Genomic DNA, 24,148 nt, shown 5'->3' on the forward strand with positions numbered 1-24,148 from the left:
GGTTTTTTGTTGCCTGATAGATCGCTATCGCGAGCAAGCTCGCGATAAGGCCGGCAACAGCATCATCATTTCTGAAGAAGAAACCCGGCCACTCTCTGCGCCGCCGCCTCCAGATGCTGCTCATGACTGAACCCCGAAGCCTTCAGCGGCTTGAGGTCATGATCCCCCGCCACCAACCACAACACCTCGATGCTCGGTGACAAGGTGTAGCCCTGCACCGCCTCCCGATTGCCCAGCGCATCGCGCTCGCCCTGGACGATCATGGTCCGGGTTTTCAACGCCGCCAGGTGCTCAACCCGTGGTTTCTCCGGCTTGCCCACCGCATAGAAGGGATACCCCAGGCACACCAGCGCATCGGCGCCCAACTCATCGGCCAGCAGGCTCGCCATGCGCCCGCCCATGGACTTGCCCCCCACCGCCAGCCGCCCAGCGACATAAGGCCGCACCGTGGTGTACACCTCCCGCCAGCATTCCAGCAGCTTAGGTGCCGGGTTGGGCGGACGCTTGCCCCCGTCCTGGCGCCGTTGGGCCATGTAGGGAAACTCGAAACGCAACACGTTGACACCATGCGCGGCAAGGCGCGCGGCCATTTCCTCCATAAAGCCACTGTCCATTGGCGCACCGGCACCATGGGCCAGGATCAGGGTTGGCGCCTTGGCGCCAGCGACCGATTGTCCGGCTGTCCATAACCAGCCATGTTCGGCTACACATCGCGCCCATTGATCCCCGTCAATACTGGCCTTGTGCTGTTTGTCCATGCTGACCTCGCTTTTAGTCTGCCTATAACTCCAGGCGAAGAACGCCGCACTGCCTTGCGCAGGCGCTCACTTCGGCTGAACCGTGGATGGGGAACCATGAACACTTCTATCAGTACCGCCTACAACTACAAGGTGGTCCGCCAATTCGCCATTATGACGGTGGTGTGGGGCATCGTCGGCATGGGGCTCGGGGTTTTTCTCGCCGCCCAATTGGTCTGGCCACAACTCAACTTCGATTTGCCATGGACCAGCTTCGGCCGCCTGCGCCCACTGCACACCAACGCAGTGATCTTCGCTTTCGGCGGTTGCGCCCTGTTCGCCAGTTCGTTCTATTCGGTGCAACGCACCTGCCAGACGCAGCTGTTCGCGCCGAAAATCGCCGCGTTCTGCTTCTGGGGCTGGCAACTGGTGATCCTGCTGGCGGCCATCAGCCTGCCACTGGGCTACACCAGTTCCAAGGAATACGCCGAGCTGGAATGGCCGATCGACATCCTGATCACCATCGTCTGGGTGGCCTACGCCATCGTGTTCTTCGGCACCGTGGCCAAGCGCAACACCAAGCACATCTACGTCGGTAACTGGTTCTTCGGCGGGTTCATCCTGACCGTGGCGATCCTGCACATCGTCAACAACCTGGAACTGCCAGTGAGCTTCACCAAATCCTACTCGGTGTACGCCGGGGCCACGGACGCGATGGTGCAATGGTGGTACGGCCACAACGCCGTGGGCTTCTTCCTCACCGCAGGCTTCCTGGGGATGATGTACTACTTCGTGCCGAAGCAGGCCGAGCGCCCGGTGTATTCCTATCGCTTGTCCATCGTGCACTTCTGGGCGCTGATCACCCTGTACATCTGGGCCGGTCCCCACCACCTGCACTACACCGCACTGCCGGACTGGGCACAGTCGCTGGGTATGGTGATGTCGCTGATCCTGCTGGCGCCAAGCTGGGGCGGCATGATCAACGGCATGATGACCCTGTCGGGCGCCTGGCATAAGCTGCGCAGCGACCCGATCCTGCGGTTCCTGGTAGTGTCCCTGGCGTTCTACGGCATGTCGACCTTCGAAGGTCCGATGATGGCGATCAAGACCGTCAACGCCCTCTCCCACTACACCGACTGGACCATCGGCCACGTACATGCCGGCGCGCTCGGCTGGGTGGCAATGATTTCCATCGGCGCGCTGTACCACATGATCCCGAAAGTCTTCGGCCGGCCACAGATGCACAGCATCGGCCTGATCAACGCGCACTTCTGGCTCGCAACCATCGGCACCGTGCTCTACATCGCCTCGATGTGGGTCAACGGCATCGCCCAGGGCCTGATGTGGCGTGCGGTGAACGAGGACGGCACGCTCACCTACTCCTTCGTCGAAACCCTGGTGGCCAGCCACCCAGGCTTCGTCGTGCGGCTGGCGGGCGGGTCGATCTTCCTCCTCGGCATGCTGCTGATGGCCTACAACACCTGGCGCACCGTGCGGGCCTACCAGCCTGCCGAAGCCGCCGCTGCCGCGCAGATGGCCTGAGGAGTCCACCATGAAACACGAAACAATCGAAAAAAACGTCGGCCTGCTGATGCTGCTGATGGTCCTGGCCGTGAGCATTGGCGGCCTGACCCAGATCGTGCCGCTGTTCTTCCAGGACGTGACCAATAAACCGGTAGACGGCATGAAGCCCTACACCGCCCTGCAACTGGAAGGCCGCGACATCTACATCCGTGAAGGCTGCGTCGGCTGCCACTCGCAGATGATCCGTCCGTTCCGCGCCGAGACCGAGCGCTACGGCCACTACTCCGTCGCCGGCGAAAGCGTCTGGGACCATCCATTCCTGTGGGGCTCCAAGCGCACCGGGCCGGACCTGGCACGGGTCGGCGCGCGCTACTCCGATGATTGGCACCGCGCCCACTTGTACAACCCGCGCAACGTCGTGCCCGAGTCGAAAATGCCGGCCTACCCGTGGCTGGTGACCCACGCGGTAGACAGCAGCCACACCGAAGGCAAGCTGCGCGCCATGCGCACCCTGGGCGTGCCGTATACCGATGACGACATCGCAGGCGCGACGGCCTCGCTCAAGGGCAAGACCGAAATGGACGCGCTGGTGGCCTACCTGCAAGTGCTCGGCACTGCCATCAAGAGCAAGAGGTGAGCCATGGTTCTTGAAATGAGTACTGGAATGATCCGCGGCCTGGGCACGGTCGTGGTGTTCATCGCCTTCATCGGCCTGACCCTGTGGGTATTCAGCAGCAAACGTCGTCCAGAGTTCGCCGAAGCGCGCCTGCTGCCGTTCGCCGACGAGCCACCTGCCGACATCGCCACCCCCCAAGACCCTGCAACAAGGAGTACCCGGCCATGACCACCTTCTGGAGTACGTGGATCTGCGTACTGACCATCGGCAGCCTCATCGGCCTGACTTGGTTGCTGATCGGCACTCGCAAGGGCGAGACCAAGGGCAGCGTCGACCAGACCATGGGCCACAGCTTCGACGGCATCGAGGAGTACGACAACCCGCTGCCGCAGTGGTGGTTCCTGTTGTTCGCCGGCACCCTGGTGTTTTCCGTCGGCTACCTGGTCCTCTATCCGGGCCTGGGCAACTGGAAAGGCATCCTGCCAGGCTACGAGAACGGCTGGACCGGCGCCCATGAATGGGAAAAGGAAATGGCCAAGGCCGACGCCAAGTTCGGGCCGATCTTCGCCAAATTCGCCGCCATGCCCGTGGAGGAAGTGGCCAAGGACCCACAAGCCTTGAAGATGGGTGGCCGCCTGTTCGCCTCCAACTGCTCGGTCTGCCACGGTTCGGACGCCAAGGGTGCCTTCGGCTTCCCGAACCTGGTCGACAGCAACTGGCGCTGGGGCGGCGCTGCCGACACCATCAAGACCACCATCATGGGCGGCCGCATGGCGGCGATGCCGGCCTGGGGTGAAGTGCTGGGAGAGGCCGGGGTCAAGAACGTGGCCGCGTACGTACGCCACGATTTGGCCGGTCTGCCTCTGCCGGCGGACAGTGGTGCCGACCTGCAAGCCGGCCAACAGGCCTTCAGCACCACCTGTGTCGCCTGCCACGGCGCCAACGGCCAGGGAACCGAAGCCATGGGCGCGCCGAACCTGACGAAACCGGCCGGCTTCATCTACGGCACCAGCCTGGCACAGTTGCAGCAGACCATTCGCCATGGTCGCCAGGGCCACATGCCAGCGCAGAATGAGTTGCTGGGCAATGACAAGGTGCAGCTGCTGGCCGCCTACGTCTACAGTCTGTCCCACACCGCCGGTGCCGAGCGCCTGCAAGCCGAACACAAAAGCGAATAAATCTTGACCGCGTGAACAGCCGCATCCGTCTGGATGCGGCTGCTCCGTGTCCCTGCGCGACGCATTGTCGCACCCTCCCATAGTCTTTCTTTCGGTTCCCCGGAATCGGGTCTAAGCTTGCCTTTGCGTGCGCTGGCGACTGCCGGTTTCAGGTCGACCCGACCCGATGCGTTCGACAATCGTTCGTCAAAAAGGCCGCAAAGGCAGGTGAATACCGGCTGTTGCGACAGTTGCCTGGCATCACCCGAACGCTGTGTTTGAACACACCCCGTTACAACCGACCTGACCCCCTCGCCTCATTCCTTCGTTGCGACATTTTGCCGTGGGCCATTTTTGTCCCTACAAGGAACATGGAAAGGCCGCAGAATCAGCTTTGGAAAGCATTGACCCAGGTCATGGCGCGTTGCAATGACCCCCCGCTTTCTCCATACTTGCGACCGATTTTTATCCTAATAAAACACCCAAACCGTGGAACCTTAGAATGAGCACAGCAATCAGTCCGACTGCTTATAACTATAAGGTAGTCCGCCAGTTCGCCATCATGACGGTGGTCTGGGGGATCCTTGGCATGGGGCTCGGTGTCTTCATCGCCTCGCAACTGGTCTGGCCGGAGTTGAACTTCGATCTGCCATGGACGACATTTGGACGCCTGCGCCCGCTGCACACCAACCTGGTGATCTTCGCCTTCGGTGGTTGTGCATTGTTTGCCACTTCTTACTACGTCGTGCAGCGAACCTGCCAAACGCGACTGATCTCCGACAGCCTCGCCGCCTTCACCTTCTGGGGCTGGCAAGCGGTCATCGTCGGTGCGATCGTGACCTTGCCACTGGGTTACACCACCACCAAGGAATACGCTGAGCTGGAATGGCCCCTGGCTATCCTGCTGGCCATCGTCTGGGTGACCTACGGTCTGGTGTTCTTCGGCACCATCGTCAAGCGCAAGACCAAGCACATCTACGTCGGTAACTGGTTCTACGGTGCGTTCATCGTCGTGACAGCCATGCTGCACATCGTCAACCACGCTTCCCTGCCGGTCAGCTTCTTCAAGTCGTACTCGGCCTATTCGGGCGCGACGGATGCGATGATCCAGTGGTGGTACGGCCACAACGCCGTAGGCTTCTTCCTGACCACAGGCTTCCTGGGGATGATGTACTACTTCGTGCCGAAACAGGCCGAGCGTCCGATCTATTCCTATCGCCTGTCCATCGTCCACTTCTGGGCGCTGATCACCCTGTACATCTGGGCCGGTCCCCACCACCTGCACTACACCGCACTGCCAGACTGGGCGCAGTCCCTGGGCATGGCGATGTCGATCATCCTGCTGGCGCCAAGCTGGGGCGGCATGATCAACGGCATGATGACCCTGTCGGGCGCCTGGCATAAGCTGCGCACCGACCCGATCCTGCGGTTCCTGGTTGTGTCGCTGGCGTTCTACGGCATGTCGACCTTCGAAGGCCCGATGATGGCGATCAAGACCGTCAACTCCCTGAGCCACTACACCGACTGGACCATCGGCCACGTACACGCTGGTGCGCTCGGCTGGGTTGCGATGATTTCCATCGGCGCCATCTACCACATGATCCCGAAACTGTTCGGTCGTGCGCAGATGCACAGCACCGGCCTGATCAACGCGCACTTCTGGCTCGCGACCATCGGCACCGTGCTCTACATCGCCTCGATGTGGGTCAACGGAATCACCCAAGGCCTGATGTGGCGTGCGATCAACGACGACGGCACCCTGACCTACTCGTTCGTCGAAGCCCTGCAAGCCAGCCACCCGGGCTATATCGTCCGAGCCCTGGGCGGCGCGTTCTTCGCCAGCGGCATGCTGTTCATGGCCTACAACGTGTACCGCACCGTTCGTGCCTCTGACCCGGCTGAAGCTGAAGCCGCCGCCAAGATCGCCGTAGTTGGAGCTCACTGATGAAGCACGAAGCAGTAGAGAAGAATATCGGCCTGCTGGCCTTCTTCATGGTCATCGCCGTGAGCATCGGCGGCCTGACCCAGATCGTTCCGCTGTTCTTCCAGGACGTGACCAACAAGCCGGTCGAAGGCATGAAGCCACGTACCGCCCTTGAGCTGGAAGGCCGTGACATCTATATCGCCAACGGTTGTGTCGGCTGCCACTCGCAGATGATCCGTCCGTTCCGCGCCGAAACCGAACGCTATGGCCACTATTCGGTCGCCGGTGAAAGCGTCTGGGACCACCCATTCCTGTGGGGTTCCAAGCGTACCGGTCCGGACCTGGCCCGCGTTGGCGGCCGCTACTCCGACGACTGGCACCGTGCGCACTTGTACAATCCGCGCAACGTAGTGCCTGAGTCGAAAATGCCGGCCTACCCGTTCCTCGTAGAAAACAAGCTCGACGGCAAAGACACCGCCAAGAAAATGGAAGTCCTGCGCACCCTGGGCGTGCCTTACACCGACGAAGACATCGCCGGTGCCAAGGATGCCGTCAAGGGCAAGACTGAAATGGACGCGCTGGTGGCCTATCTGCAAGGCCTGGGCACCATCATCAAAAGCAAACGGTGATTCTTTATGGATATCGGGATGATTCGCGGCCTGGGCACCGTCGTCGTGATGGTGGCCTTCATCGGTCTGGCCCTGTGGGTGTTCAGCCCCAAGCGCAAGTCGGAGTTTGACGACGCGACCTTGCTGCCGTTCGCGGATGATCCCGAAGCCATCAAGCACGTCGAGCAAGCTTCTAGGAGTAACAAAGAATGACTACATTCTGGAGTCTGTACGTCACAGTCCTCAGCCTGGGAACGATCTTCTCCCTGACCTGGCTGCTGCTGTCGACCCGCAAGGGCCAGCGCGCCGAGCAGACGGACGAGACCGTCGGCCACTCGTTCGACGGGATCGAGGAATACGACAACCCACTGCCGAAATGGTGGTTCATGCTGTTCGTGGGCACCATCGTGTTCGCCCTCGGTTACCTGGTGCTCTACCCTGGCCTGGGCAACTGGAAAGGCCTGCTGCCAGGCTATAACTACCTGGACACCGAAAAGCAGACCGCCTTCGCCAACGGCCAGACCGGCTGGACAGGTGTTCACGAGTGGGAAAAGGAAATGGCTCGCTCGGACGCCAAGTTCGGTCCGATCTTCGCCAAGTTCGCCTCCATGCCGATCGAAGAAGTCGCCAAGGACCCGCAAGCCCTGAAGATGGGTGGCCGCCTGTTCGCCTCCAACTGCTCGGTTTGCCATGGTTCCGACGCCAAGGGTGCCTATGGCTTCCCCAACCTGACCGACGCCGACTGGCGCTGGGGCGGTGAGCCGGAAACCATCAAGACCACCATCATGGGCGGTCGTCACGCCGTGATGCCGGGCTGGGCTGCCGTGGTTGGCGAGCAAGGCGTCGCTGACGTGGCTTCCTACCTGGTGACCAGCCTGCACGGCCGCAAACTGCCGGAAGGCGCCAAGGCCGATCCGGCCAACGGCCAGAAACTGTTCGCGGCCAACTGCGTGGCCTGCCATGGCCCAGCCGGCAAAGGCACGCCCGCCATGGGCGCACCTGACCTGACGCACCCTGCGGCGTTCATCTACGGTTCGAGCTTCGCTCAACTGCAGCAGACCATCCGCTACGGCCGCCAGGGCCAGATGCCTGCCCAGGCTGACCTGCAAGGCAACGACAAGGTCCACTTGCTGGCCGCCTATGTCTATAGCCTGTCTCATGGCGAAAAGGCTCCGGCCGCTGACGCCCAGTAAGACGAGTAGCTGATACACCAAAGGCCCCGCCAATCTGATTGGCGGGGCCTTTTTGTTACCGGCCGAAAACCTGGGTAAATCTGTTTCGCCTGTCGGCCACCCGCCCCGGTAGCAACATGCCTACATCGGCGTGGCAGTGCTCGACCCGTGGGTTGGCTGATGCATATTCGGCAGTCATCACAAGATGCCCTTCGGCTCGCCAACGCCACAGAAAGTCTATAGTCAATTGATCTGAGTCATGACTTGTTACATCCGCTACACCATTCTATGCAGACCCCCAACGCGACCAAAGGTCGCACCCTTGGGCTAGAGCGACAGGCGTATCATTGCGCCACCGCAACACCCTTTCTGACCGTGGTCGGCACGTACTGGCCCCGGCACTTTTCCACTGCCGTGGGATGCATTCGATGAGTAACCAGATTCCGGTACATGACGTCACCCCGCCTGCCAAGGACGCGAACAAAAGCGTCGACCTGTATGCCTCTCGGGAAAAAATCTACACCCGCGCCTTCACTGGCCTGTTCCGCAACCTGCGAATGGCTGGCGGCGCGCTATTGTTCCTGCTGTATTTCGGTACGGTCTGGCTGAACTGGGGTGGTCATCAGGCCGTCTGGTGGAACTTGCCAGAGCGCAAATTCTTTATTTTCGGCGCCACCTTCTGGCCCCAGGATTTCATCCTGCTCTCGGGGATGTTGATCATTGCCGCCTTTGGCCTGTTTTTCATCACGGTCTATGCCGGACGAGTGTGGTGTGGCTATACCTGCCCACAGAGCGTGTGGACCTGGATCTTCATGTGGTGCGAAAAAGTCACCGAAGGCGACCGCAACCAGCGCATCAAGCTCGACAAGGCCCCCATGGGCGCCAACAAATTCCTGCGCAAGCTCGCCAAGCACAGCCTGTGGCTGCTGATAGGTTTCGTCACCGGCATGACCTTTGTCGGTTACTTCACGCCAATCCGCGAACTGGTGTTCGAGTTCTTTACCGGCCAGGCCGATGGCTGGTCGTATTTCTGGGTGGGTTTCTTCACCCTCGCCACCTACGGCAACGCTGGCTGGCTGCGTGAGCAAGTGTGTATCTACATGTGCCCTTACGCACGCTTCCAGAGCGTGATGTTCGACAAGGACACCTTGATCGTTTCCTACGACCCGCGTCGTGGCGAAAGCCGTGGCCCGCGCAAGAAGGGCGTTGACTACAAAGCCCTGGGCCTGGGGGATTGCATCGACTGCACCATGTGCGTCCAGGTCTGCCCTACCGGTATCGACATCCGCGACGGCCTGCAGATCGAGTGCATCGGCTGCGCGGCCTGTATCGATGCCTGCGACAACATCATGGACAAAATGGATTATCCACGCGGCCTGATCAGCTACACCACCGAACACAACCTTTCGGGGCAGAAAACCCATAAACTGCGCCCGCGCCTGATCGGCTATGCCTTGGTGCTGCTGACCATGATGAGCCTGTTGGCGGCGGCGTTCTTCATGCGCTCGCTGGTGGGTTTCGACGTCAGCAAGGACCGCGTGCTCTACCGTGAAAACGCCGAAGGCCGGATCGAGAACGTCTACAGCCTGAAGATCATGAACAAAGACCAACGCGACCACACGTATGTCCTGGAAGCCGCCGGCCTACCCGACCTCAAGCTGCAAGGCCGGCGGGAAATCAAGGTCGCGGCCGGCGAGATCTACAGCCAGCCGGTCGAGCTGTCCAGCGCACCGGAACAACTGCCATCGAGCACCAACGAGGTGACCTTCATCCTCAAGGATGCCGATGACGAAAGCGTACATGTCGAAGCCAAGAGCCGGTTCATCGGCCCACAAACTCGTTGAGAGAACTGAACATGCCTGCAGCAACCGCCTCCAGCCCTTGGTACAAGCACCTCTGGCCGTGGATCATCATCGCGATCCTGACCTGTTCGGTGACACTGAGCCTGACGATGGTGACCATTGCGGTGAAGAACCCGGACAACCTGGTCAACGACAACTATTACGAAGCCGGCAAGGGTATCAACCGCTCGCTGGAGCGCGAATTGCTGGCCCAGACCCTGCAACTGCGTGCCAACGTGCAACTGGACGAGCTCACCGGTGAAGTGAACCTGCGCCTGAACGGCAACAGCCGTCCCCAGACCCTGGAACTGAGCCTGATCTCGCCGACCCAGCCGGAGAAGGACCGCAAGATCGTCCTGACCCGCAACGACAGTGAACCGGGGCGCTACGTCGGCCAGTTGACCGACAAGGTCGAAGGCCGGCGCTTTGTCGAATTGCTGGGTGTGGAGAACGACAAGACCTGGCGCCTGTTCGAAGAAGAACAGATCAATCACGGCCAGGACCTCTTGCTTGGCGATGAACCGCTGCAAGGCGCTGAAGACCTGAAGAAATAAACGACGGCGCTTCTGATCGTTCCCACGCTCCGCGTGGAAACGCGGCCCGGGACGCTCTGCGTCCCTTCTAAGCGTGACGCGGAGCGTCACAGGATGCATTCCCACGCAGAGCGTGGGAACGATCATTGGACAACGTTCTGTGAACACGCAATGACCACTCCACAGCCCTGCTACCACTGCGCCCTGCCCGTCCCCCCGGGCAGTCGCTTCACCGCCGTTGTCCTCGGTGAAACCCGCGAGCTGTGCTGCCCGGGCTGCCAGGCGGTGGCCGAGGCCATTGTCGCCGGAGGCCTGGAAAGTTATTACCAGCATCGCAGCGAAGCGTCGGCCAATCCCGAATCCCTGCCCGTCCAGTTGACCGATGAACTGGCGCTCTACGATCGCCCTGACGTACAGCAATCATTCGTGCGCCATGAAGGCGAACTGGCCGAAACCACCCTGTTGATGGAAGGCATCAGTTGCGCCGCCTGCGGCTGGCTGATTGAAAAACAATTACGCAGCCTGCCGGCCGTGGCCGAAGCGCGATTGAACCTGTCCAATCATCGCCTGCATGTACGTTGGGCCGACGCTCAACTACCGCTGAGCACGCTGCTCGCCGAATTGCGCCAGATCGGCTACGTAGCGCACCCGTACCAGGCCGACCAGGCCTGTGAACAACTCGCCGCACAAAACCGCCTGGCCCTGCGCCAATTGGGCGTGGCCGGTCTGTTGTGGTTCCAGGCGATGATGGCGACCATGGCCACCTGGCCGGAATTCAACATCGACCTGAGCCCGGAGATGCACACCATCCTGCGCTGGGTTGCCCTGTTCCTCACCACGCCCATCGTCTTCTATAGCTGCGCGCCGTTCTTCAAAGGCGCCATGCGCGACCTGCGCACCCGCCACCTGACCATGGACGTTTCCGTGTCCCTGGCCATCGGCAGTGCCTACGTTGCCGGGATCTGGACGTCGATCACCGGGGTCGGCGAGTTGTACTTCGATGCCGTTGGCATGTTCGCCCTGTTCCTGCTGGCCGGCCGTTACCTGGAACGCCGGGCTCGGGAACGCACGGCTGCCGCCACCGCCCAACTGGTCAATCTGTTGCCGGCCTCGTGCCTGCGCCTGGAGGATAACGGCCAGAGTGAACGCATCCTGCTCAGCGAATTGCGCACCGGTGACCGGGTGCTGGTGCATCCCGGGGCAGTCCTGCCGGCCGATGGCAAGATCCTGGATGGCCAGTCCAGCATCGACGAATCGCTGCTGACCGGTGAATACCTGCCACAACCTCGCCAGGTGGGCGACGCGGTCACCGCCGGCACGCTGAACGTCGAAGGGGCCTTGACGGTCGAGGTGCTGGCCCTCGGGCAAGACACCCGGTTGTCCGCCATCGTGCGGCTGCTGGAGCGGGCCCAGGCCGAGAAGCCGCGACTGGCGGAAATCGCCGACCGCGCCGCCCAATGGTTCTTGCTGTTCTCCTTGGTCGCCGCTGCCGTCATCGGGCTGGTGTGGTGGCAACTGGACGCTTCGCGCGCGTTCTGGATCGTCCTGGCGATGCTCGTCGCCACCTGCCCTTGCGCGTTGTCACTCGCCACGCCGACCGCCCTCACCGCCGCTACCGGCACCTTGCACAAGCTCGGCCTGCTGCTGACGCGCGGGCATGTGCTGGAAGGCCTGAACCAGATCGATACGGTGATTTTCGACAAGACCGGTACCCTCACCGAAGGCCGCCTGGCGTTGCGCGCCATTCGGCCATTGGCGGCCCTCGACAGTGATCAATGCCTGGGCTTGGCCGCTGCCCTGGAGAACCGCTCGGAACACCCCATCGCCCGCGCCTTCGGCCGCGCGCCATTGGCCGCCGAACAGGTGCAAAGCACCCCCGGGCTGGGGCTGGAAGGCCTCGTGGCGGAACAGCACCTGCGCATCGGTCAGCCGGGTTTTGTCTGCGAACTGAGTGGCGCCGCGGTACCGCAAATGCCGGACGAACCCGGGCAATGGCTGTTGCTGGGCGATGAGATCGGGCCCTTGGCCTGGTTCGTCCTCGATGACCGCTTGCGCGTCGATGCCCCGGCGCTGCTGGCGGCCTGCAAGGCACGGGGCTGGCGGACGCTGCTGTTGTCGGGTGACAGTTCGCCCATGGTTGCCAGCGTCGCCGCCGAACTGGGCATCGATGAGGCTCGCGGCGGCCTGCGCCCGGACGACAAACTGGCCGTGTTGCAGCAGTTGCATCAACAGGGCCGCAAGGTGCTGATGCTCGGCGATGGGGTGAACGACGTGCCCGTGCTGGCGGCAGCGGACATCAGTGTCGCCATGGGCTCGGCCACCGACCTGGCCAAGACCAGCGCCGACGCGGTGCTGCTGTCCAACCGCCTCGACGCCCTGATCCACGCCTTCAGTCTGGCTCGACGCACCCGCCGGGTGATCATTGAGAACCTGGTGTGGGCAGGGTTGTACAATGGCCTCATGTTGCCGTTCGCCGCCCTTGGCTGGATTACCCCGGTGTGGGCGGCGGTCGGCATGTCCATCAGTTCGTTGACCGTGGTGTTGAATGCGCTGAGGCTGACACGTCAGCCCAAGACGCAGGTTTTCGACGCCACGCCCGATACCCGCCCGCTGCCGGCCTGAGCCGCGCGGGCATGGAGTTCCGACATGCCAGCTCTCTACGTGATGATCCCGGCCGCGCTGCTGATCGTGGCCATCGCCGTGTACATTTTCTTCTGGGCCGTGGACAGCGGCCAGTACGACGACCTCGACGGTCCGGCCCACAGCATTCTGTTCGACGATCAGGACCCGAACCACAAGGCAGCGGTGAACGAAGCCAGCGGCGAAGCCCGCAAGCCGGACGACAAGGCCCCGCCCCATGCTTGACCTGGCACCCCTGTTGGTTTCTGCGGTCATCCTTGGCCTGCTCGGCGGTGGACACTGCCTGGGCATGTGCGGCGGCCTGATGGGCGCCCTGACCCTGGCGATTCCCAAGGAACAGCGCAGCAGCCGCTTCCGGTTGCTGCTGGCGTACAACCTGGGACGGATCCTGAGCTACGCCACCGCCGGGTTGCTGATCGGCCTGGCCGGTTGGGCCGTGTCCAACAGCCCGGCAGCGATGATCATGCGGGTGCTGGCCGGCTTGCTGTTGATTGCCATGGGCCTGTACCTGGCGGGCTGGTGGAGCGGCCTGACTCGCATCGAAGGTGTGGGGCGTGGCTTGTGGCGACACATCCAGCCCGTCGCCAACCGTTTGCTGCCGGTGTCGAGCCTGCCTCGGGCCTTGCTGCTCGGCGCGCTGTGGGGCTGGCTACCGTGCGGCCTGGTCTACAGCACCCTGCTCTGGTCCGCCAGCCAAGGCAATGCACTGGACAGCGCGCTGCTGATGCTCGCCTTCGGCCTGGGCACCTGGCCGGTGCTGCTCGCCACGGGCCTGGCCGCCGAACGCGTCACCGCCCTGCTGCGCAAACGCAGCGTGCGCATGGCCGGTGGTTTGTTGGTGATTATTTTCGGGGTATGGACACTGCCGGGGCCGCATCAACATTGGCTCATGGGGCACTGACCGAGTTGCCCCAATCGCGAGCAAGCTCGCTCCCACATGGAAAGTCTCCTGTGGGAGCGAGCTTGCTCGCGATGAGGCCTGCATCGACAACTCCGATGCCCTGTTGACGCAAATCAAAACGGCCACGCCCACGCGCCCCTAGACTCGCCCCATGCCAGTCTATCCGGGGAATGCCCGCATGCTCGACACCATTTGTTGGGACTCAAATCTTATCCGCCGTTACGACCTGGCGGGACCACGCTACACCTCGTACCCCACGGCGGCGCAGTTCGGCAGCCAGGTGGGTACCTTCGACCTGCTCCACGCCCTGCGCGACAGCCGCAAGGCCCTGCGGCCGCTGTCGCTGTACGTGCACATACCGTTCTGCGCGAACATTTGCTACTACTGCGCCTGCAACAAGGTCATCACCAAGGACCGCGGCCGCGCCCACGCCTACCTGCAACGCCTGGAACAGGAAATCCAACTGATCGGCTGCCACCTGGACCCCACCCAGCGCGTAGAACAGTTGCACTTTGGCGGCGGTACCCCGACGTTCCTCAGCCACGATGAGCTGCGCCAACTGATGGCCAAGCTGCGCCAGCACCTGAACCTGCTGGACGACGATTCTGGCGACTACGGCATCGAAATCGACCCCAGGGAAGCCGACTGGTCGACCATGGGCCTGTTGCGCGAACTGGGTTTCAACCGGGTCAGTATCGGCCTGCAAGACCTTGATCCAGCGGTGCAGCGGGCCGTCAATCGCCTGCAAAGCCTCGAGGAAACCCGCGCAGTGGTCGAAGCCGCCCGGACCTTGCAATTCCGCTCGATCAACATTGACCTGATCTACGGCCTGCCCAAGCAGACCCCGGAAAACTTCGCCCGCACCGTCCAGGAAGTCATCCACCTGCAACCGGACCGGCTCTCGGTGTTCAACTACGCCCACCTGCCGGAACGCTTCATGCCCCAGCGGCGCATCAACAGCCAGGACTTGCCGACCCCGGAGCAGAAACTGGCGATGCTGCAAGGCACCATCGAACAACTGACCGCCGCCGGCTACCGCTACGTCGGCATGGACCACTTCGCTCTGCCCGACGAAGAACTGGCAATCGCTCAGGAAGAGGCCACGTTGCAGCGCAACTTCCAGGGCTACACCACCCATGGCCATTGCGACCTGATCGGCCTTGGCGTGTCAGCCATCAGCCAGATCGGCGATTTGTATTGCCAGAACAGCAGTGACCTGAACCATTACCAGAACACCCTCGCCGACGGGCAACTGGCGACCAGTCGCGGGCTGATCTGCAATGCCGACGACCGGTTGCGGCGCGCGGTGATCCAGCAGTTGATCTGTCATTTCCACCTGCCCTTCGCCGAGATCGAGCAAACCTTCAACATCGACTTTCGTGGTTACTTCGCGCCGCAATGGCCGCAATTGCAGGCCATGGCCGCGGATGGGCTGATCGAGCTGGATGACACCCATATCCGGGTATTGCCCGCCGGGCGCCTGCTGGTGCGATCCGTGTGCATGGTATTCGATGCCTACTTGGACCAGCACAATCGCCAACGCTTCTCCCGAGTCATTTGAGCGCGACAATTTGACGACGACATCGCACTGGCCGGAGTGCCATCTCTGGGGTACCCTTACGCCTTATGCGTGATTTCCCACAAGGATTTAAGAAATGTCCGAGCCAGTCAAACTGCGCGCCCACAACCAGGCCCATTGCAAGGATTGCAGCCTGGCCCCCCTCTGCCTGCCGCTTTCGCTGAACCTGGAGGACATGGACGCGCTGGATGACATCGTTAAACGGGGCCGCCCGTTGAAAAAAGGTGAATTCCTGTTTCGCCAGGGCGATACCTTCGATTCGGTCTATGCGGTGCGCTCGGGCGCCTTGAAGACCTTCAACCTGAGCGATGGCGGCGAAGAACAGCTCACCGGCTTCCACCTGCCCAGCGAACTGGTGGGCCTGTCCGGCATGGACACCGAGTCCCATCCGGTCTCGGCCCAGGCGCTGGAAACCACCTCGGTGTGCGAAATTCCCTTCGATCGCCTGGACGAGCTGGCCATACAGCTGCCGCAACTGCGCCGCCAGTTGATGCGGGTCATGAGCCGGGAAATCCGTGACGATCAGCAAATGATGCTGCTGCTTTCGAAAAAAACCGCCGACGAGCGTATCGCCACGTTCCTGGTCAACCTCTCGGCGCGCTTCCGCGCCCGTGGGTTCTCGGCCAACCAGTTCCGCTTGAGCATGTCGCGCAACGAAATCGGCAATTACCTGGGCCTGGCGGTGGAAACCGTGTCCAGGGTCTTCACCCGCTTCCAGCAGAACGAGTTGATTGCCGCCGAAGGCAAGGAAATTCACATTCTCGACCCGATCCAGCTCTGCGCCCTGGCCGGCGGATCGATCGAAGGCTGATGGCCGCGCGCGGCTGAGGGATGTTCCCAGCCGCGCTATACTGCCGCGTTTGCAGCTCAGCCAGGACACCTCCACGATGGTCTTTGACTCCTTCGATATCAAATCCCTGATCCGCCCCGTGATCGATTTCCCCAAGCCCGGCGTGATCTTTCGCGACATTACCCCCCTGTTCCAATCCCCGACCGCCCTGCGACTGGTCATGGACAGTTTCGCCCACCGGTATGTCGAGGCCGAGTTCACTCACATCGGCGCGATGGATGCGCGGGGTTTCCTGATTGGCTCGATCCTGGCCTACCAGCTGAACAAGCCGCTGATCTTGTTCCGCAAGCAAGGCAAGCTGCCGGCCGATGTGCTGGCCGAGGGTTACCAGACCGAATACGGCGAAGCCTTCCTTGAAGTGCATGCCGACAGCTTGTGCGAGGGTGATTCGGTGGTGATGTTCGATGACCTGATTGCCACTGGCGGCACGCTGATCGCCGCCGCCAACCTGATCCGCCGCATGGGCGCCAAGGTCCACGAAGCCGCGGCGATCATCGACCTGCCGGAGCTGCTCGGCTCCCAGCGCCTGGAAGACATGGGGATTCCCACGTTCTGCCTGACGCAGTTCTCGCTCAGCGAAAAATAATCCTCGGCAACGAAACACAACCCCTGTGGGAGCGAGCCTGCTCGCGATAGCGATGTGTCAGCCAGCATAGATATTGGCTGATCTACCGCTATCGCGAGCAAGCTCGCTCCCACAAGGGATTGGTTGCTGTTACAACGCGATCGGCTTGCGCCCCGCAAACGAATGCGCCAGTGTCCCGCCATCCACCAACTCAAGCTCCCCACCCAGCGGCACGCCGTGGGCGATGCGCGAGGCGATCAGGCCTTTGTTGTTGAGCAGTTGGGCGATGTAATGGGCGGTGGCTTCGCCTTCGACCGTCGGGTTCGTAGCGAGGATGACTTCCGTGAACGTACCCGCTTCTTCGATCCGCGCGATCAACTGCGGAATGCCGATGGCTTCAGGCCCCAAGCCGTCGAGCGGTGACAAATGGCCCTTGAGCACGAAATAACGGCCACGAAAACCGGTCTGCTCTACCGCATACACATCCATCGGCCCTTCCACCACGCAGAGCAGGCTGTCGTCCCGACGCGGGTCGGCACATTGCGGGCAGAGGTCGTCTTCGGTGAGGGTGCGGCACAAACGGCAATGCCCTACGCCTTCCATGGCCTGGCTCAGGGCCTGGGCCAGGCGCGAACCGCCGCTGCGATCACGCTCGAGCAATTGCAACGCCATGCGCTGGGCAGTTTTCTGACCTACACCCGGCAACGTTCGCAGGGCATCGATCAGTTGGCGAATCAAAGGGCTGAAGCTCATGGAGGAAATGTCCGACATAACAACGAGACGCGGTTTATACCCGTGCCTCCGATTAGCGTCAAATACTCAATCCTGCGCGACCCGCACCACCAACTTGCCGAAGTTGCGCCCCTCCAACAGCCCGATAAACGCCTGTGGCGCATTCTCAAGGCCATCGACCACATCCTCACGGAACTTGACCTTGCCATCACGCACCCAAGGGGCCATGGCGCTGATGAACTCCGGCTGACGGTCACCGTAGTCATCAAACACGATAAACCCCTGGATCCGCACACGCTTGTTGAGCAAAGTGCGCTGCAACTGCGGCAAGCGATCCGGGCCGCTCGGTGCTTGATGATCGTTGTAGGAAGCGATCAGGCCACAGAGCGGGATCCGCGCCTTGGCGTTGAGCAGCGGCACGACGGCATCGAAGACCTTGCCACCGACGTTTTCGTAATAGATGTCGATGCCCTTGTCGCAAGCCTGCGCCAGCTCCTCGGCAAAACGTGCGCTCTTGTGATCGACACAGGCGTCAAACCCCAGCTCGTCGACCACGTACTTGCATTTCTCGCTGCCACCCGCGACGCCGACGACACGCAGGCCCTTGATCTTCGCCACCTGGCCAACCACCGAGCCCACCGCACCCGAGGCCGCCGCGACCACCAGGGTTTCCCCGGCCTTGGGCTGGCCAATGTCCATCAGCCCCATGTAAGCGGTCATGCCCGGCATGCCCAGCACACCCAGGGCCATCGACGGGCTCGGCAGCCCCGAAGGGACGGGCATCACGTTGCGCCCGTCGCTGATGCTGTGGCTCTGCCAACCGGTGGCCCCCACCACCAGATCACCCTCCTGGAATTTCGGGTGCATCGAGCGCTCCACGCGGCTCACGGCGCCGCCGGTCATCACCTCGTCGATTTTTACCGGAGCAGCGTAGGAAGGCGCGTCACTCATTCGCCCGCGCATGTAAGGGTCCAAGGACAAAAACTGCGTCTTGAGCAGGATCTGCCCCTGCGCCAGGTCCGGCAGCGTCACGTGCTCCAGGCGGAAATTGTCCGCGGTTGGGGCGCCGTGAGGACGGGAGGCAAGGACGATGCGCTGGTTGGAGGTCGATGCTTGTGACATGGAAGCGTCTCCTTGATCGTTGAGTGGCACGTATAGGGAGCAGACCATTGCCGAGGGGGCGGCGTTCGATGTTTGTTCAGCGGGTACTTGTGGGAGCAAGGCTTGCCCGCGATGAACGATGGCGCGCAGTTCCGACAAATCGAGGCGTCTGCATCGCGGGCAAGCCTTGCTCCCACAGAGCCTTGCTCTCACAGGCAAGGTTTCGCTCGCCCCTAGACAGAAACAAAAATGCCAGGCGCGATGCCTGGCATTGTGTGTAGCCCATCCCGACCGGGATGGCGAATCAGAACGGCAGTTTCATGCCCGGCGGCAGTTGCATGCCGGCCGTCATGCCAGACATCTTGTCCTGGCTGTTGGCTTCGATCTTGCGCACCGCGTCATTGACGGCGGCGGCGAACAGGGCTTCGAGCATTTCCTTGTCGTCTTCGCTCAGGCCTTCGACCACGCTTGGGTCGATGCTGACGCGCTTGATGTCGTGGCGACCGGTCATGACCACGGTCACCATGTCGCCGCCGGACTTGCCGGTGACTTCGGCGTTGGCCAGTTCTTCCTGCATCTTGGCCATTTTTTCCTGCATCTGCTGCGCCTGCTTCATCAGGCCGGCCATGCCACCTTTCATCATGGGAATCACCTCGAAAGTACTTGGATAAACAACGCGCCCGGCCCGTTCGGCCCGGCGCCTTCAGTTATGAGCTCTGGGTGACCGGGGCCTCGACAGGTTCGATAGTATCGTGACGGACCACGGCGCCGAACTGTTGCATCATCTGCTGGATGAATGGATCACCGTGGATCGACTCCTCGGCTTCGCGCTGACGGTCGGCACGGCGCCGGGACGCGGCCTGGGCCGGGGTCTCCTGCTCGGGCTTGATCAGCTCGATGGTCAGCGTCAGGGCGCGCTGGTGATACTGGTTCAGCGCATCGTTGAGGCGACGTTGCTGGGTCGCGTTGAACAGTGCGCTGTGGGCCGGGTCCAGGTGCAGCAGCCAGTGGTCGCCTTCCACGGCCATCAGCGTGCAGTTGGCGGCAATACTGCCGGTCATGCCGCTGATCGGCAGTTTAGGAAACAGCTCCAGCCATTGCAGGGCCAGCCCGGTGGCCGGCATCGCCGCGGGTTCCGGCTCGGGCTCCGGGGCCGGCTCAGCGGCGTGCTCGCTGGCCAGGTCGTCCAGGTAGCTGTAGGCCGAATCCATGTCTGGCTCGATGTAATCCTCGTCCAGCGGCGGTTCGTCGTCCTGATCGAGGCCTGGCGTGGCGACATCGACGTCGGCCACTGTCGGTTCGGGTACCGGCGCGGCGACCCACTCCGGCGCATCAGGCACCACACTGTCGGGCGTCGGCAAAGGCATCGGCGGCAACTCGGGTTGCTCGGCGATGGTCTCCAGAACCGGCTCCACGGCAGGTTGCTGGACAACCTCGGGCTCGATCGGATCGTTCCAGGGCAGATCGACAACGGCTTCAGCGACCGGTTCGGGCAGCGCCTCGACGACCGGTTCAGGTTCTGGCTCAGGGGCCGCGACAACGGGTGTCGGAGCCGGTGCTGCCACAGGTGCCGGCGCTACCGGAGCCGAAGCCACTGCCGGCGCAACGACGGGCGCGGCAGCCACTGGCTTGGCGGAATCAGCTGTGGCCTGGCTGATCCCCACTGGCTTTAGCGCTTGCCTCGGGACGTCCGTCGTATCGGCTGGCCGGAACGCCAGCATTCGCAGCAGGACCATTTCAAAGCCGCCGCGCGGATCCGGTGCCAGGGGCAGGTCGCGACGACCAATCAGGCCCATCTGGTAATAGAACTGCACGTCTTCGGCCGGCAACGCCTGGGCCAGGGCCAGTACGCGATCACGGTCGCCGTGGCCGTTGTCGACGCCATCAGGCAAGGCCTGGGCGATGGCGACCCGGTGCAGCACATTGAGAATTTCCGAGAGCACGCCATTCCAGTCCGGGCCCTGCTCGGCCAGGTGACGCACCGCTTCGAGCAACGCCTTCGCGTCGCCTTCGATCAGCGCATGCAAAACGTCATAGACCTGGCCGTGATCGAGGGTACCGAGCATGGCCCGGACATCCGCGGCCATGACCTTGCCTTCACCGAAAGCGATGGCCTGGTCGGTCAGGCTCATGGCGTCGCGCATCGAACCATCGGCGGCGCGGCCCAACAGCCACAGCGCATCGTCCTCGAAGGGCACGTTCTCGACGCCCAGTACATGCGTCAGGTGCTCGACGACCCGTTCCGGCGTCATGTTCTTCAGGGAGAACTGCAGGCACCGCGACAAAATCGTTGCAGGAAGTTTCTGCGGGTCGGTGGTCGCCAGGATGAACTTGACGTAGGGTGGCGGCTCCTCAAGGGTCTTGAGCAGCGCATTGAAGGAATGGCTGGAGAGCATGTGCACTTCGTCGATCAGGTAGACCTTGAAGCGCCCACGGCTCGGCGCGTACTGCACGTTGTCGAGCAGCTCGCGGGTGTCTTCGACCTTGGTACGGCTGGCGGCGTCGATCTCGATCAGGTCGACGAAACGGCCCTCGTCGATTTCCCGGCAGACCGAACACTCGCCGCAGGGCGTGGAGGTAATGCCGGTTTCACAGTTCAGGCACTTGGCAATGATCCGCGCGATGGTGGTCTTGCCCACGCCGCGGGTGCCGGTGAACAGGTAGGCATGGTGCAGCCGCTGGCTGTCCAAGGCATTGATCAGGGCCTTGAGCACATGGGTCTGGCCGACCATTTCGCGGAACGAGCGCGGACGCCATTTACGTGCAAGAACCTGATAACTCATCGAAAACCGTCGCATCGAAGGAACATAAGCGGCTAATGCTAGCGGAGCAGGGGCGAAATTGCATCCGGTGTGCTCGTCTAATCTGACTAAGATTGGATCAGGGACTCGGTTGTCGACGCGGTTTTGCACAGTCAGGAGAGTTTATGCGCTCAGCCATGGGGGCTTTGCTGTTGTTGGGTACAGGTTGTTTTGCTGATGAAGTACCTTTGCGTTTTGCCGTTACCGACGGCTGGGCGATGCCCATGGTGCAGATCGAACGGGGTCGCCCGACCCAGGGCATCCTTCCCGACATAATGACCAGCCTGGCGACCCGGATGGGACTGCCGGCGCAATTCCATGTGCTGTCCCGCGCCCGGCTGGACGGCGCCATGAAACACGGCGAGATCGACATGCGTTGCTACGTCAGCCCCGACTGGGTAAAGGACAGTGGCGATTACCTCTGGAGCGTCCCGTTGTTTTTCCAGCGCGACCTGCTCGTCGCCACGGCAAGCGCCCCTGTGGCGGTCACACTAGCCACGTTGCCGGAACAGCCCATCGGCACGGTGCTCGGCTATACCTACCCGACCTTGCAACCCTTGTTCGACCGCAGCCAACTGCACCGCGACGACGCCCGCAGCCAGGAACAAGTGCTGGCGAAACTGCTGGCCGGACGTTATCGCTACGGGATCAGCAACCAATGGGCGCTGGACTGGTTCAATCAACGTCATACCGCTGATCGGCAACTCCATGAGGTGGCAGTGCTTCAGGAACAGCAGTTGAGCTGTTATGTGCGCAACGACCCGAACATTCCAGCACAACGCATTCTGAGGACCTTGTTGAACATGAAAACCTCCGGGGAGATCGACGCGATCATCCAGCTTTACACGGGCCGCAGTGACGCATCGCAGGCCAGGAGCGAGGCACCCTCCCCCTGATCGCCTGGCTGCTGCTGCCATTGCGACGGCGGGATGAACCCCTGCACCCAGCCGGGTATCCGTTCGGGCGGCATGGGCCGGGCGATGAAATAACCTTGTGCCACCTCACAGCCCAGGTTCAGCAACAGTTGGCCATGCTCAAGGCTGTCCAACCCTTCGGCGACCACCTCACGGCCAAACGCCCGGGCCAGGCCGATCACCGCTTCGGTCAGTGCCAGGTCGTCGCGGTCATGGAGAATGTCGCGGACAAAGGTCTTGTCGATCTTGATGGTTTGCGTGCGCAGGTGCTTGAGGTCGTTGAGCGAGCAGTAGCCCGTGCCGAAACCACCCAGCGAAAACCCCACGCCCAAGGCATGGCAGGCCTGGAGGCAGGCGCTGACGTGGGCAAGGTTTTCCAATGCGACCGATTCGACAATCTGCAGATCCAACAGGCGTGGCGGTACCGCCGGATGCCGTTCCAACACCTGTCGCAACCGCTCGACAAAATCCGCCCGCTGGAAATGCCGCGCCGAGATATTGATGCTCACCGGCCAGCCCTGCCCCGCTTGCTGCCATTGCTGCAACTGGGTCAGTACCTGCTCCATGACCCACTCGCCGATCTCGACAATCAGGTCGGTCTCTTCCACCAGCGGCAGGAACTCCCGTGGCGGCACCAGGCCACGTTGCGGATGCTTCCAGCGCAGCAGCGCCTCCATGCCGACCACGGTGCCATGACGCATGTTGACCTTGGGCTGGAAATGCAGCCGCAACTCGTTACCGGCCAGTGCCTGGCGGACCCGCTCGACGGTCTGGTAAGTGGCTCGCACTTCCTTGTCCCGGGACACATCGAACAAGTGGAAACGATTGCGACCGCTTTGCTTGGCCACGTACATCGCCTGGTCGGCGTGGCGCAACAAGGTCTCGGCGTCGTCGTTATCCCATGGGAACAATGTGACGCCAATGCTGGCGAAGACCTTGATGTCCTTACCGTCAATGCCATACGGCATGGAAACGGCGATCAACACCCGGCTCAACGCGGCATGCAACTCATCCATCCCACGCACATGGCGCAGCACCAGCACGAACTCGTCCCCACCCAGCCGCGCCACCACGTCCTCGCCACGCACGATACTGCGCAGGCGCCTGGCGACCTCCACCAGCAGCCGATCGCCACTGGCGTGACCATAACCGTCATTGACCGCCTTGAAGCCATCGAGATCGAGCATGCACACCGCCAGAGGCAAGTTTTCCGCACGGGAAAACTCCAGGGCCTGGTCCAGCAGATCGGACAGATAAGTGCGGTTGGGCAACCCGGTCAGCACATCGTGACCGACCCGCCATTGCAGGGAATGCAGCAGGCGACGCTTTTCGCTGACATCGAAGCGAATTGCCAGGTAGCGTTCGATTTGTCCTGTATCGTCATCGATTACTGGCACCAGGGTCGTGTCGACCCAGTGCAGCGTACCGTCCTTGGCCCGGTTGCAGATTTCCCCTTTCCAGACCTGGCCCAGGGCAATGGTGCGCCACATGTCGCCGAAGAACTCGTCAGGGTGCTGGCCGGAATTGAGCAGGCGATGGTTCCCACCCAGCAACTCATCGCGCCGGTAACCAAAAAGGCTGCAAAATTGATCGTTGACGTAGGTGATGCGCCCGCTCAGATCGGTTTCGGAAAAAATCGCGGCGGCGTCAACGGCTCTGCGGTACTTCTTATCCATCGAAGCAGTCATCCATGAGTCAGGCTCATTTGTCGCGCGCGGTTGCACCGCCTTCAAGACAGGCGAAAATCAACTAGGCTCAAACACTTTGAGGGAAGCTGGAGCGCGGGCCCTGGCGGTGCTAAGGGAGAGCTTCAGCCCTTGCCATGTATCGCGGCAAGAAACGCAAGGCCCGGTCTCTGCACACACCCCGGCTTCTGAAGCAGGTCACCAAATACCCGTGCCAAAGGCCGATTCTACGAAACACATCACACTTTGCAAAGCAAGGTGATGGATT

At 62.0% G+C, this 24,148-nt stretch carries 23 protein-coding genes; 17 read left to right on the top strand and 6 right to left on the bottom strand.

Features of this window, described 5'->3' with window-relative positions; all coding sequences use genetic code 11:
- Window positions 1-65: 65 nt before the first annotated feature.
- The gene (locus F7R20_RS05190) at window positions 66-758 is read right to left on the bottom strand and encodes an alpha/beta family hydrolase (protein WP_003199616.1); all 693 of its coding nucleotides are present in this window, start codon (window positions 756-758) and stop codon (window positions 66-68) included.
- 96 nt (window positions 759-854) lie between these two features.
- Here F7R20_RS05190 and ccoN (F7R20_RS05195) point away from each other — a divergent pair, with 96 nt between their 5' ends.
- From ccoN (F7R20_RS05195) to F7R20_RS05270, 16 genes are all read left to right on the top strand, one after another.
- Entirely contained in the window at window positions 855-2,279 is a 1,425-nt protein-coding gene (gene ccoN / locus F7R20_RS05195) for a cytochrome-c oxidase, cbb3-type subunit I (RefSeq protein ID WP_003199614.1), read from the top strand.
- Window positions 2,280-2,289: 10 nt separating this feature from the next.
- Window positions 2,290-2,898: a cytochrome-c oxidase, cbb3-type subunit II gene (gene ccoO, locus F7R20_RS05200; protein ID WP_003199612.1), complete on the top strand. Its 609-nt coding sequence runs from the start codon at window positions 2,290-2,292 to the stop codon at window positions 2,896-2,898.
- A 3-nt stretch (window positions 2,899-2,901) separates the two neighbouring features.
- A complete protein-coding gene (locus F7R20_RS05205; protein WP_003199610.1) occupies window positions 2,902-3,105 on the top strand; it encodes a cbb3-type cytochrome oxidase subunit 3 in 204 nt (67 codons plus the stop codon).
- Window positions 3,102-4,055, top strand: a complete 954-nt coding sequence (gene ccoP, locus F7R20_RS05210) for a cytochrome-c oxidase, cbb3-type subunit III (protein WP_003199609.1) — start codon at window positions 3,102-3,104, stop codon at window positions 4,053-4,055. The genes F7R20_RS05205 and ccoP (F7R20_RS05210) overlap by 4 nt, the downstream gene beginning before the upstream one ends.
- A gap of 481 nt (window positions 4,056-4,536) precedes the next feature.
- Window positions 4,537-5,979 carry a cytochrome-c oxidase, cbb3-type subunit I gene (gene ccoN / locus F7R20_RS05215; RefSeq protein WP_003199607.1) on the top strand — a complete coding sequence of 481 codons (1,443 nt, stop codon included), beginning with the start codon at window positions 4,537-4,539 and terminating at the stop codon, window positions 5,977-5,979.
- Window positions 5,979-6,587, top strand: a complete 609-nt coding sequence (gene ccoO / locus F7R20_RS05220; RefSeq protein WP_003199605.1) for a cytochrome-c oxidase, cbb3-type subunit II — start codon at window positions 5,979-5,981, stop codon at window positions 6,585-6,587. The genes ccoN (F7R20_RS05215) and ccoO (F7R20_RS05220) overlap by 1 nt, the downstream gene beginning before the upstream one ends.
- A gap of 6 nt (window positions 6,588-6,593) precedes the next feature.
- Complete coding sequence (locus F7R20_RS05225; protein ID WP_003183474.1) at window positions 6,594-6,779, top strand: CcoQ/FixQ family Cbb3-type cytochrome c oxidase assembly chaperone; 186 nt, start codon at window positions 6,594-6,596, stop codon at window positions 6,777-6,779.
- Window positions 6,776-7,759 (top strand): cytochrome-c oxidase, cbb3-type subunit III, encoded by a 984-nt coding sequence (gene ccoP, locus F7R20_RS05230; protein WP_003199603.1) that lies wholly within the window; start codon window positions 6,776-6,778, stop codon window positions 7,757-7,759. The genes F7R20_RS05225 and ccoP (F7R20_RS05230) overlap by 4 nt, the downstream gene beginning before the upstream one ends.
- 407 nt (window positions 7,760-8,166) lie before the next feature.
- Window positions 8,167-9,582: a cytochrome c oxidase accessory protein CcoG gene (gene ccoG / locus F7R20_RS05235; protein WP_003199601.1), complete on the top strand. Its 1,416-nt coding sequence runs from the start codon at window positions 8,167-8,169 to the stop codon at window positions 9,580-9,582.
- Window positions 9,583-9,593: 11 nt separating this feature from the next.
- Window positions 9,594-10,133 (top strand): FixH family protein, encoded by a 540-nt coding sequence (locus tag F7R20_RS05240; RefSeq protein ID WP_003199599.1) that lies wholly within the window; start codon window positions 9,594-9,596, stop codon window positions 10,131-10,133.
- A 150-nt stretch (window positions 10,134-10,283) separates the two neighbouring features.
- Window positions 10,284-12,734, top strand: a complete 2,451-nt coding sequence (locus F7R20_RS05245; RefSeq protein ID WP_003199596.1) for a heavy metal translocating P-type ATPase — start codon at window positions 10,284-10,286, stop codon at window positions 12,732-12,734.
- Window positions 12,735-12,758: 24 nt separating this feature from the next.
- The gene (gene ccoS, locus F7R20_RS05250; RefSeq protein WP_003199594.1) at window positions 12,759-12,977 is read left to right on the top strand and encodes a cbb3-type cytochrome oxidase assembly protein CcoS; all 219 of its coding nucleotides are present in this window, start codon (window positions 12,759-12,761) and stop codon (window positions 12,975-12,977) included.
- Window positions 12,970-13,653, top strand: coding sequence for a sulfite exporter TauE/SafE family protein (locus F7R20_RS05255; protein ID WP_003199592.1), 684 nt, complete (start codon window positions 12,970-12,972; stop codon window positions 13,651-13,653). The genes ccoS and F7R20_RS05255 overlap by 8 nt, the downstream gene beginning before the upstream one ends.
- Before the next feature lie 178 nt (window positions 13,654-13,831).
- Window positions 13,832-15,214 (top strand): oxygen-independent coproporphyrinogen III oxidase, encoded by a 1,383-nt coding sequence (gene hemN, locus F7R20_RS05260; RefSeq protein ID WP_003199590.1) that lies wholly within the window; start codon window positions 13,832-13,834, stop codon window positions 15,212-15,214.
- Between the two features lie 94 nt (window positions 15,215-15,308).
- On the top strand, window positions 15,309-16,043 hold the full coding sequence (fnr, locus tag F7R20_RS05265) for a fumarate/nitrate reduction transcriptional regulator Fnr (protein WP_003199588.1): 735 nt from the start codon (window positions 15,309-15,311) through the stop codon (window positions 16,041-16,043).
- A gap of 76 nt (window positions 16,044-16,119) precedes the next feature.
- Window positions 16,120-16,668, top strand: coding sequence for an adenine phosphoribosyltransferase (locus F7R20_RS05270; RefSeq protein ID WP_003199587.1), 549 nt, complete (start codon window positions 16,120-16,122; stop codon window positions 16,666-16,668).
- A 129-nt stretch (window positions 16,669-16,797) separates the two neighbouring features.
- Here the strand turns inward: F7R20_RS05270 and recR are convergent, their stop codons facing one another.
- The 4 genes from recR to dnaX all read right to left on the bottom strand — a co-directional run bounded on the left by recR (window position 16,798) and on the right by dnaX (window position 21,263).
- Window positions 16,798-17,400, bottom strand: coding sequence for a recombination mediator RecR (gene recR / locus F7R20_RS05275; RefSeq protein WP_003199585.1), 603 nt, complete (start codon window positions 17,398-17,400; stop codon window positions 16,798-16,800).
- Between the two features lie 66 nt (window positions 17,401-17,466).
- Window positions 17,467-18,501, bottom strand: a complete 1,035-nt coding sequence (locus F7R20_RS05280; RefSeq protein WP_003199583.1) for an NADP-dependent oxidoreductase — start codon at window positions 18,499-18,501, stop codon at window positions 17,467-17,469.
- A gap of 283 nt (window positions 18,502-18,784) precedes the next feature.
- Window positions 18,785-19,123, bottom strand: a complete 339-nt coding sequence (locus F7R20_RS05285; protein WP_003183512.1) for a YbaB/EbfC family nucleoid-associated protein — start codon at window positions 19,121-19,123, stop codon at window positions 18,785-18,787.
- 64 nt (window positions 19,124-19,187) lie between these two features.
- Window positions 19,188-21,263, bottom strand: coding sequence for a DNA polymerase III subunit gamma/tau (gene dnaX / locus F7R20_RS05290; RefSeq protein WP_003199582.1), 2,076 nt, complete (start codon window positions 21,261-21,263; stop codon window positions 19,188-19,190).
- Between the two features lie 143 nt (window positions 21,264-21,406).
- Here dnaX and F7R20_RS05295 point away from each other — a divergent pair, with 143 nt between their 5' ends.
- Window positions 21,407-22,177 carry a substrate-binding periplasmic protein gene (locus F7R20_RS05295; protein ID WP_013692613.1) on the top strand — a complete coding sequence of 257 codons (771 nt, stop codon included), beginning with the start codon at window positions 21,407-21,409 and terminating at the stop codon, window positions 22,175-22,177.
- Here the strand turns inward: F7R20_RS05295 and F7R20_RS05300 are convergent.
- Window positions 22,123-23,871 carry a putative bifunctional diguanylate cyclase/phosphodiesterase gene (locus tag F7R20_RS05300; RefSeq protein ID WP_003199579.1) on the bottom strand — a complete coding sequence of 583 codons (1,749 nt, stop codon included), beginning with the start codon at window positions 23,869-23,871 and terminating at the stop codon, window positions 22,123-22,125. The two genes, F7R20_RS05295 and F7R20_RS05300, sit on opposite strands and share 55 nt — an antisense overlap.
- Between the last annotated feature and the right edge of the window lie 277 nt (window positions 23,872-24,148).

The organism is Pseudomonas brassicacearum subsp. brassicacearum (assembly GCF_008801605.1).
Classification (GTDB): Bacteria; Pseudomonadota; Gammaproteobacteria; order Pseudomonadales; family Pseudomonadaceae; genus Aquipseudomonas; species Aquipseudomonas brassicacearum.